Source organism: Luteibacter sp., from assembly GCF_009912395.1.
GTDB lineage: Bacteria > Pseudomonadota > Gammaproteobacteria > Xanthomonadales > Rhodanobacteraceae > Luteibacter.
Map to the genome: position 1 here is coordinate 66,050 of NZ_WNDO01000029.1, position 7,369 is coordinate 73,418.

General features: G+C 66.5%; 8 protein-coding genes. 2 read left to right on the forward strand and 6 right to left on the reverse strand.

Annotated features, from left to right (window positions below):
- Nucleotides 1-25 precede the first annotated feature (25 nt).
- Complete coding sequence (locus GAK28_RS20695; protein ID WP_291783945.1) at nt 26-793, reverse strand: DUF4097 family beta strand repeat-containing protein; 768 nt, start codon at nt 791-793, stop codon at nt 26-28.
- A gap of 165 nt (nt 794-958) precedes the next feature.
- Here GAK28_RS20695 and GAK28_RS20700 point away from each other — a divergent pair, with 165 nt between their 5' ends.
- Nucleotides 959-1,486, forward strand: a complete 528-nt coding sequence (locus GAK28_RS20700) for a hypothetical protein (RefSeq protein ID WP_291783947.1) — start codon at nt 959-961, stop codon at nt 1,484-1,486.
- A 487-nt stretch (nt 1,487-1,973) separates the two neighbouring features.
- Here the strand turns inward: GAK28_RS20700 and mazG are convergent, their stop codons facing one another.
- Genes mazG through gspN form a run of 5 tightly spaced genes read right to left on the reverse strand, consistent with a single transcriptional unit; the run spans nt 1,974 to nt 5,692 of the window.
- Nucleotides 1,974-2,765, reverse strand: a complete 792-nt coding sequence (gene mazG, locus GAK28_RS20705) for a nucleoside triphosphate pyrophosphohydrolase (RefSeq protein ID WP_291783949.1) — start codon at nt 2,763-2,765, stop codon at nt 1,974-1,976.
- The gene (cysQ, locus tag GAK28_RS20710) at nt 2,762-3,583 is read right to left on the reverse strand and encodes a 3'(2'),5'-bisphosphate nucleotidase CysQ (RefSeq protein WP_291783951.1); all 822 of its coding nucleotides are present in this window, start codon (nt 3,581-3,583) and stop codon (nt 2,762-2,764) included. Before cysQ ends, mazG begins: the two co-directional genes overlap by 4 nt.
- Nucleotides 3,580-4,137, reverse strand: coding sequence for an ADP compounds hydrolase NudE (gene nudE, locus GAK28_RS20715; protein WP_291783953.1), 558 nt, complete (start codon nt 4,135-4,137; stop codon nt 3,580-3,582). The genes cysQ and nudE overlap by 4 nt, the downstream gene beginning before the upstream one ends.
- The gene (locus GAK28_RS20720) at nt 4,134-4,922 is read right to left on the reverse strand and encodes an inositol monophosphatase family protein (RefSeq protein ID WP_291783955.1); all 789 of its coding nucleotides are present in this window, start codon (nt 4,920-4,922) and stop codon (nt 4,134-4,136) included. Before GAK28_RS20720 ends, nudE begins: the two co-directional genes overlap by 4 nt.
- The gene (gspN, locus tag GAK28_RS20725; protein ID WP_291783957.1) at nt 4,919-5,692 is read right to left on the reverse strand and encodes a type II secretion system protein N; all 774 of its coding nucleotides are present in this window, start codon (nt 5,690-5,692) and stop codon (nt 4,919-4,921) included. The genes GAK28_RS20720 and gspN overlap by 4 nt, the downstream gene beginning before the upstream one ends.
- 58 nt (nt 5,693-5,750) lie before the next feature.
- On the opposite strand from gspN, the gene GAK28_RS20730 reads away from it, so the two are divergent.
- On the forward strand, nt 5,751-7,121 hold the full coding sequence (locus tag GAK28_RS20730; RefSeq protein ID WP_291783959.1) for an adenosylmethionine--8-amino-7-oxononanoate transaminase: 1,371 nt from the start codon (nt 5,751-5,753) through the stop codon (nt 7,119-7,121).
- Nucleotides 7,122-7,369: the final 248 nt, after the last annotated feature.

A 7,369-nucleotide genomic window follows, 5' to 3' on the forward strand; every position in this document is an offset into this window, starting at 1 on the left:
GGATGCCTGATGGAAAGGCCGGTGTTTATCGGTCTTGTGGCACGTCCACCTTGCCGCCGATGCCACTGTAGGAGACGTCGCCGCTACCCTTCCTGCCCACGGACAGGCTTCCCTTCACCTCGCGTACCGCGAGACTGCCGGAAGCCACGCCCTGGGCGTTCACGCTGCCGCTGACGCCACTCAATTGCAGGGAGCCGGATGCCACCGAACCCAGCGTCGCGTCGCCGCCGACCTGGCGGACGCGAACTTCACCGGAGGCCACGCTATCCACGGTGAGCGGTCCGACGTTCTCCAGGTGGGCCGAGCCCGAGGCGACCTTGGTCCTGACCGCTCCCTTGATATCTCCGCCCTGGAGTTCGCCGGAACCCACTGAACTCTCCAGCGACGCCACATTCCGCACCGTCGCACTGCCGGAGCCGACATCGACCCTCACCGGCACGCCAGCCGGCAGGCTCGCGGAGACCTTGAGGTCGCTGTACTGGCTGTTTCGGCCCCAGTGACGACTCTCGCTGCCAAGCGTCACGGTGAGGACATCGCCGTCCTTACGCTGGGTCACGACCAGGGTATCGAGCGTTTCCTGGTCGGAAGCGCAGGCCTTGCCCTGCAGCGAACCACGCGCACCCGACGCATTTCCGGCAACGGTCAGTTCATAGGAGCCGGTGGTGAAGCGGACCTGGTGGACACCGGCAAGATCGAGGTCGAGGTTGCGATCCGCATGGAACTCGCAGCGGTCGCCGGATGCCGAGGCAACCGCGGGAACCAGCAGGAGCAGGGCAAGGATGGACTGACGCATGGGTAATACCTCCGTAGGGATGTCTGATCGGGGGATGGATGCGCCAGAACCGCAAAAGGTTGCAAACCGGGATTTCACACGAATCTGAGCGAATGGCAACGGAACGGTCAACCGCCGACGGGAAGGCACGTTTTTTTCCGTGCAAGTCCAACCCGGAGACATCCCATGGAACGCAAGACCCTTATCGCCAGTGCCGCTTCCCTCCTCCTCGCCGGTTCGGCTGCCTTCGCGTTCGCGCAGGATGCCGCTCCGCAGGCCCCGGCCGCTCCGGCCGCTCGCAGCGCCCAGCCCGCTCCGGGCCAGGGTCAGAAGTGGGGCCATGGCCCTACCGGTGAACAAGGCCACGGGGGCTGGGGTCATCACGGCCGCGGCGGCATGGCACGTAGTGGCGTGATCGGCGACATTCGCGGCCTCGAACGCCTGTACATCCAGTCCGGTCGCCAGAAGGAGCTGCCGGCGCTGTACAACGACGTGCTCGCCAAGTCGCAGAACCCGCGCGTGCGCGACTATGCCTACCGCCACCTCGCCCGCGCGCAGATGCAGCCGCAGAACGTCGATGCCGCCATCGCCACGATGCGCAAGAGCCTCGATGAGAGCCTCGCGCAGGACCAGAAGCGCCATCAGGACATGGAAGCCTTCAAGGCCCGCATGCAGCAGCGTGCCGCCGCGAAGACGACCGATTCGAGCAAGTAAGTCGTTCGTGGAAAGCGGAGCCGCAAGGCCTCGCTTTCCACGCTCGTCGTTCCTGTGAAAACAGGAACCCAGCGCCTCGGTTCACCAGCACGGCGAGGGCGTCGCATCGGCTTGTGCGTAGGAGGCCGCGAGGCGATAACCGATCGCCTCGCGCTGGGTTCCAGCGTGCGCTGGAACGACGGATCGCGAGCTCGTCGTTCCTGTGAAAACAGGAACCCAGCGCCTCGGTTCACCAGCACGGCGAGGGCGTCGCATCGGCTTGTGCGTAGGAGGCCGCGAGGCGATAACCGATCGCCTCGTGCTGGGTTCCAGCGTGCGCTGGAACGACGGATCGCGAGCTCGTCGTTCCTGTGAAAACAGGAACCCAGCGCCTCGGTTCGCCAGCACCGCGAGGGCGTCGCATCGACTTTTGCGTAGGAGGCCGCGAGGCGATAACCGATCGCCTCGCGCTGGGTTCCAGCGTTCGCTGGAACGACGTGAGGGGGAATCAGGATTCGCTTTTCTTGACGCGGACCCAAAGCGATTCCTGATGTTCCAGCGGATAGGACGAAAGCGCTCGACCTTCGCTTTCGGCAATGGCTTCCATCGCGCGGAAACGACGTTCGAACTTCGCGTTCGCGCCACGCAATGCACGGGAAACATCCACCTTCGCATGACGTGCGAGATTGGCTGCAACGAACAACAGGTCGCCGATTTCATCGGCGAGGCGTTCCTCGTCCGCGCCATGGTCGAATTCATGGCGAACTTCGTCGAGCTCTTCCGCGAGCTTGTCGAGAACAGGACGATGATCGGGCCAATCGAAACCCACGTTCGCCGCACGCTTCTGCAACTTCAAGGCACGCTGCCACTCGGGAAGACCATGCGAAATCCCGGCCAGCGCACTCGTGTCGTCACCGCCCTTCGCATTGCGCTCCTCGGCCTTCAGGCGATCCCAGTCGCGTGAGCGTGCGCCATCGGTGTCATGCGTGAAATCGCCGAACACATGCGGATGCCGGCGTTCCATCTTGTCGCAAATCGCCTGTACCACGTCGCCGAACGCGAAGTGACCACCCTCTTCCGCCATGCGCGAATGAAAGACAACCTGGAGCAGCAGGTCGCCCAGTTCATCGCGCAAGTCCTGCATGTCGTTACGGTCGATCGCATCGGCGACCTCGTAGGCCTCCTCGATCGTGTAGGGCGCGATCGTCGAGAAGTCCTGCCGTAGATCCCATGGACAACCACCCTCGGGGTCGCGCAGTCGGGCCATGATCGCGAGGAGGTCGTCGACGGGTCGGGTCATGCGTGGTCGTCCGGATCGATGAGGCGGGCCGTCCAGTCGACGGTGGTGTCGCCGCAGGCGATGAACTCGGGATTGAGGAGCGAATCGCGCGTGTTATAGCGGAACGGGCGCCCCGCCAGATCAAGCACTGCGCCGCCCGCCTCCTCCAGCACGCATTGCGCCGCAGCCGTATCCCACTCCGACGTAGGGCCAAGACGCAGGTAGACATCGGCATCGCCGCGCGCGATCACGCAGAACTTCAGCGACGAACCCAACGCGAAGGTCTCGTGCTCGCCAAGTCGGTCGAGCAGCACACCCGCACGTGCGCCGCCATGCGAACGGCTACCGGTGACACGCAGCGTGCCACCGGCACGGCGCGTGCGGATGCGTTCGCGTGCGGCGCCGGGCTCGCGCTGTCGCCATGCACCCTGCCCTTGCGCCGCGACATAGGTGTCGCCGCCCACCGGCGCGAGCACCACGCCGAGAACGGGGCGATGATCTTCGATGAGCGCGATGTTCACGGTGAATTCGCCGTTGCGCTTGACGAACTCCCGGGTGCCGTCCAGTGGATCGACCAGCCAGTGGCGCCGCCAGGTGCGTCGCTCGGCCCAGGGCGCGGCGAGCGCTTCCTCGGAAATCACCGGCACGCCCGGCGCGATCTCGCGCAGGCCTTCGGCGATCACGCGCTGCGCGGCGAGGTCGGCGGCGGTGACGGGGGAATCGTCGTCCTTGCGGACCACTTCGAAATCCTGCGCGTAGATCGCCAGGATAGCCTCGGAGGCGCGTCGCGCGATGGCGCAGACGGCATCGAGGCACTGGGCGGGGACCAGGCCGCTCACGTGGGACGGTAGCGGCCGGCGAGATACTCGCGAGCCATGAACAACGCAGCGATGGAACGCCCGTCGGTGACATCATCACGGGCGATCAGCTCGTGCAGATTATCCATGTGCCAGGGAACGACCTCCAGTTCCTCGGGCTCGTCGCCAGGCAGGCGTTCGGGATAAAGGTCTTCCGCCAGCATCACCTGGATCGTGTGGCTCATGTACGACGGCGACAGCGACAGCGTGCCGAGCGGACGGACCTTGCACGCGCCAAAGCCGATCTCTTCCTTCAGCTCGCGGTCGGCGGCCTGCTCGGCCGTTTCGCCTTCGTCGATGCGGCCCTTCGGCGCGCCGAGTTCGTAGCGGTCGATGCCGACGCCGTACTCGCGTACCAGCAGCACCGTTTCGGGGTCGCGCATGGCGACGATCAGTACCGCGCCGAAGCCGCCGCTCTTGAGGCGGTGGAAGGTGCGTCGTTCGCCGTTGGAGAATTCGAGGTCGACCTCCTCCACCTTGCGGAAGTGGTCGTAGGGCGCGTCGCGTGTCGCGAGGATGGTCGGGCGCTTGTTCATCGGTCGATTGTAACGCCCCGGAATCGCGACAGCGCTTCGGCGTGGATGGCGGGCACACCTGCCAGCACACTGCGGGTGTCCAGGCCGATCGCGCCACCATCCAGATCGGTGAACACACCACCCGCCTCGCGTACGATCACTGCCAGCGGTGCGATGTCGAGGATATTGAGATCGGATTCGATCACGAGATCCAGCGAGCCGCGTGCCAGCAGGTGGTAGTGGCAGAAGTCGCCATAGCCACGGATACGATTGCTGTCGCGGATCATCGCGCCCAGCGCGTCCCAACGGCCATCGGTGGTGAGGGTCTTCACATTGCCGGTGGAGATCGCCGCCTGGGCCATCGCCGCGGTATCCGCCACATGCACGGGCGTGCCGTCGAGGAAGGCGCCACGGCCACGGATCGCCCACATGCGCTCGTCGTAGACCGGCGCGGACGACACACCCAGCACCAGCTCGCCGCGATGCATGAGGGCAATCTGCGTGGAGAAGAACGGCGTGCCGCGAACGAAGCTCTTGGTGCCATCGAGCGGATCGACCAGCCAGAGCCATTCGCGCGAGGTGTCGTCGGCGCCGTATTCCTCGCCGTAGATACCCGCCTCGGGCAGCGCGCGGGCCAGGATCTCGCGGATCGCCAGCTCGGCCTCGCGGTCGGCGACGGTCACGGGCGTGTCGTCGCCCTTCACGATCACGTCGACGCCCGAGCGCCAGTAATGGAGGATGATCTCCGCGGCCGCGCCGGCGGCATCGCGCGCGGCGGCCAGGGCCTTGTCGAGGGTATCGGTCATGGAGTGAGCGTGGGCGCGAGGCCCGCCTTGCGCTGGAGGGTGACGGAGCCGTCCCGGCCGATGGGGCCGAAACGGGCGATGAGATGGGTCAGGGCGCTGTCCTCGAGTCGCGGGGCCAGCCGGCCCTGGAAGCGCCAGCCCAGCGGTGAGCCGGCCAGCGCGGCGGTGACGGCGAGGGAGCCTTCGCCGTCGTCCTTGATGTCCGCACGCAGCACGCCCGCCTCGCTGTGCGCCTGGAGGCCGATGCCGCCCAGGGCGACGTGGCCTTCCGGCGTCTTCACGGCGGCCGCCCGCCAGCGCACGTCCGCATCCAGCGCCATCGGCCAGTTGTTCTGCAATTCGGCGCGGGGCACCTTGCCCTCCACGACGCCGACAGGAACCAGCTCGGGCGGCAACACCGGACCGGTAAGTACGGCGGCGTCGAGGCGGAAATCGACGCCGGTCCAGGTCATGCGGTCGGCCTCGGTACGATCCAGATGGCCGTCGAAGCGGCCCGACGGACCGTCGAGATGGATATCCAGGTGGGTGCGGCCGAGGATCGCGTCGCGCCCCAGCCGCCAGCTCAGCGCACCCAGTTCACGGCCGCTGGCCGTCGCCACGCGCCCCGCACGGCCATCCCATGCGCTGCCGGAGACATCCTCCAGCACCAGGCCATGCGCCCGCGCGGTAATGAACGCCGCGGCGACGCTGGCCGGCAGGAACCAGTAGAACAAGCCGGCGCACAGCGCCAGCAGCACGACCGTGAGGCCGATCCAGCGAAACCACTTCAAACCGTTACCTCGCCGCGTTGACTTGAGGAGCGCCCGCCGGAGGGAGGATCATGGGCGGATGACCGATGTCCTTTTCACCGCCCCGGCGGCCGACGCGCTGGTGGCGCGAGACCTCTCCCTCCTGTGGCACCCGTGCACCCAGATGCACGACCACGAAACCCTTCCGATGGTACCCGTCCTTCGTGGCGAAGGGGCGTGGCTCGTCGGAACGGACGGTAAACGCTACCTCGACGCCGTGAGCTCCTGGTGGACCAACCTGTTCGGCCATGCGGAACCCCGTATCGGCGCGGCCCTGAAGGACCAGCTCGACCGCCTGGAGCACGTCATCTTCGCGGGCTTCACCCATGAGCCGGCCGTGGAGCTGGCCGAGGAACTGGTACGCATCACGCCCAAGGGCCTGGACCGCGTATTCCTCGCCGATAACGGCTCGGCGGCGATCGAAGTGGCGCTGAAGATGAGCTTCCACTACTGGCTCAACCGTGGCCACGGCGAGAAGACCCGCTTCATCGCGTTGACCGGCAGCTACCACGGCGAAACGCTCGGCGCCCTCTCGGTAAGCGACGTGGCCCTCTACCGCAAGACCTACGCGCCCCTGCTGCTCACGCCGGAACTGGCGCCCTCGCCGGACACTTACGAAGGCGAGCCCGGCGAAACGCCGAAGGAGATCGCCCAGCGTCGCCTGGGCGAGATGCGCGTGCTGCTCGAACGCCATGCGCACGAGACCTGCGCGGTCATCGTGGAGCCCCTCGTGCAATGTGCCGGCGGCATGCGCATGTACGACCCGTCCTATCTCACCGGCCTGCGCGCACTGTGCGACGAGTTCGACGTGCACTTCATCGCCGATGAGATCGCCGTGGGTTTCGGTCGCACGGGCACGATGTTCGCCTGCGAACAGGCGGGCGTGTCGCCCGATTTCATGTGCCTGTCGAAGGGCCTCACCGGCGGCTTCCTGCCGCTGTCCGCCGTGCTCACCACGCAGGACGTCTACCAGGCGTTCTATGCGGAGTACGCGGCGGGCAAGGCCTTCCTGCACTCGCATAGCTACACCGGCAATCCGCTGGCCTGCCGCGCCGCGACCGCGACGCTGAAGATCTTCCGCGACGATCCCGTGCTGGAACGCAATCGCGAGCTGGCGGCGCACATGGCCGCGCGCATCGCGCCGTTGAACGATCATCCCCATGTGGCGCATGTGCGCCAGACCGGCATGATCGCCGCGATCGAACTGGTCGCCGACAAGGCAACGCGCGCGCCCTTCCCCGCCGCCGACCGTCGCGGCCTGCGCGTCTATCGCCATGGCCTGGAACACGGTGCGCTGCTGCGCCCGCTCGGCAACATCGTCTACTTCATGCCGCCCTACGTGGTGACGAAGGACGAGATCGATTTCATGGTCGATACGGCCATCGCCGGCATCGCCAAGGCCGTCGCCTAACGGCGGGCGATGCCCACGGGCAGTTCGCCGAGGCGATGCATCTCGCCGTCGGCGAACAGTCCGGGGTGGGCGAGGTAGTCCATCGCGAAATCATGGGCGTCCGCGCCCCAGAACAATTCACTGATCTTGCCCCCGTTTCACGGACACCCCTATAAGCGATTAACTATCGCAATAGGAGGTGGACGATGACCAAGAGCAAGGCAGGCAGAAAGGGGCAGGAGTTCAGCCTGGAGTTCAGGCAGCAGGCA

Bases quoted from the DNA above. Each gene is read 5' to 3' on its own strand.
- GAK28_RS20695 (WP_291783945.1), bottom strand. From the start codon at position 793: ATGCGTCAGTCCATCCTTGCCCTGCTCCTGCTGGTTCCCGCGGTTGCC.
- GAK28_RS20700 (WP_291783947.1), top strand. From the start codon at position 959: ATGGAACGCAAGACCCTTATCGCCAGTGCCGCTTCCCTCCTCCTCGCC.
- mazG (WP_291783949.1), bottom strand. From the start codon at position 2,765: ATGACCCGACCCGTCGACGACCTCCTCGCGATCATGGCCCGACTGCGC.
- nudE (WP_291783953.1), bottom strand. From the start codon at position 4,137: ATGAACAAGCGCCCGACCATCCTCGCGACACGCGACGCGCCCTACGAC.
- GAK28_RS20720 (WP_291783955.1), bottom strand. From the start codon at position 4,922: ATGACCGATACCCTCGACAAGGCCCTGGCCGCCGCGCGCGATGCCGCC.
- GAK28_RS20730 (WP_291783959.1), top strand. From the start codon at position 5,751: ATGACCGATGTCCTTTTCACCGCCCCGGCGGCCGACGCGCTGGTGGCG.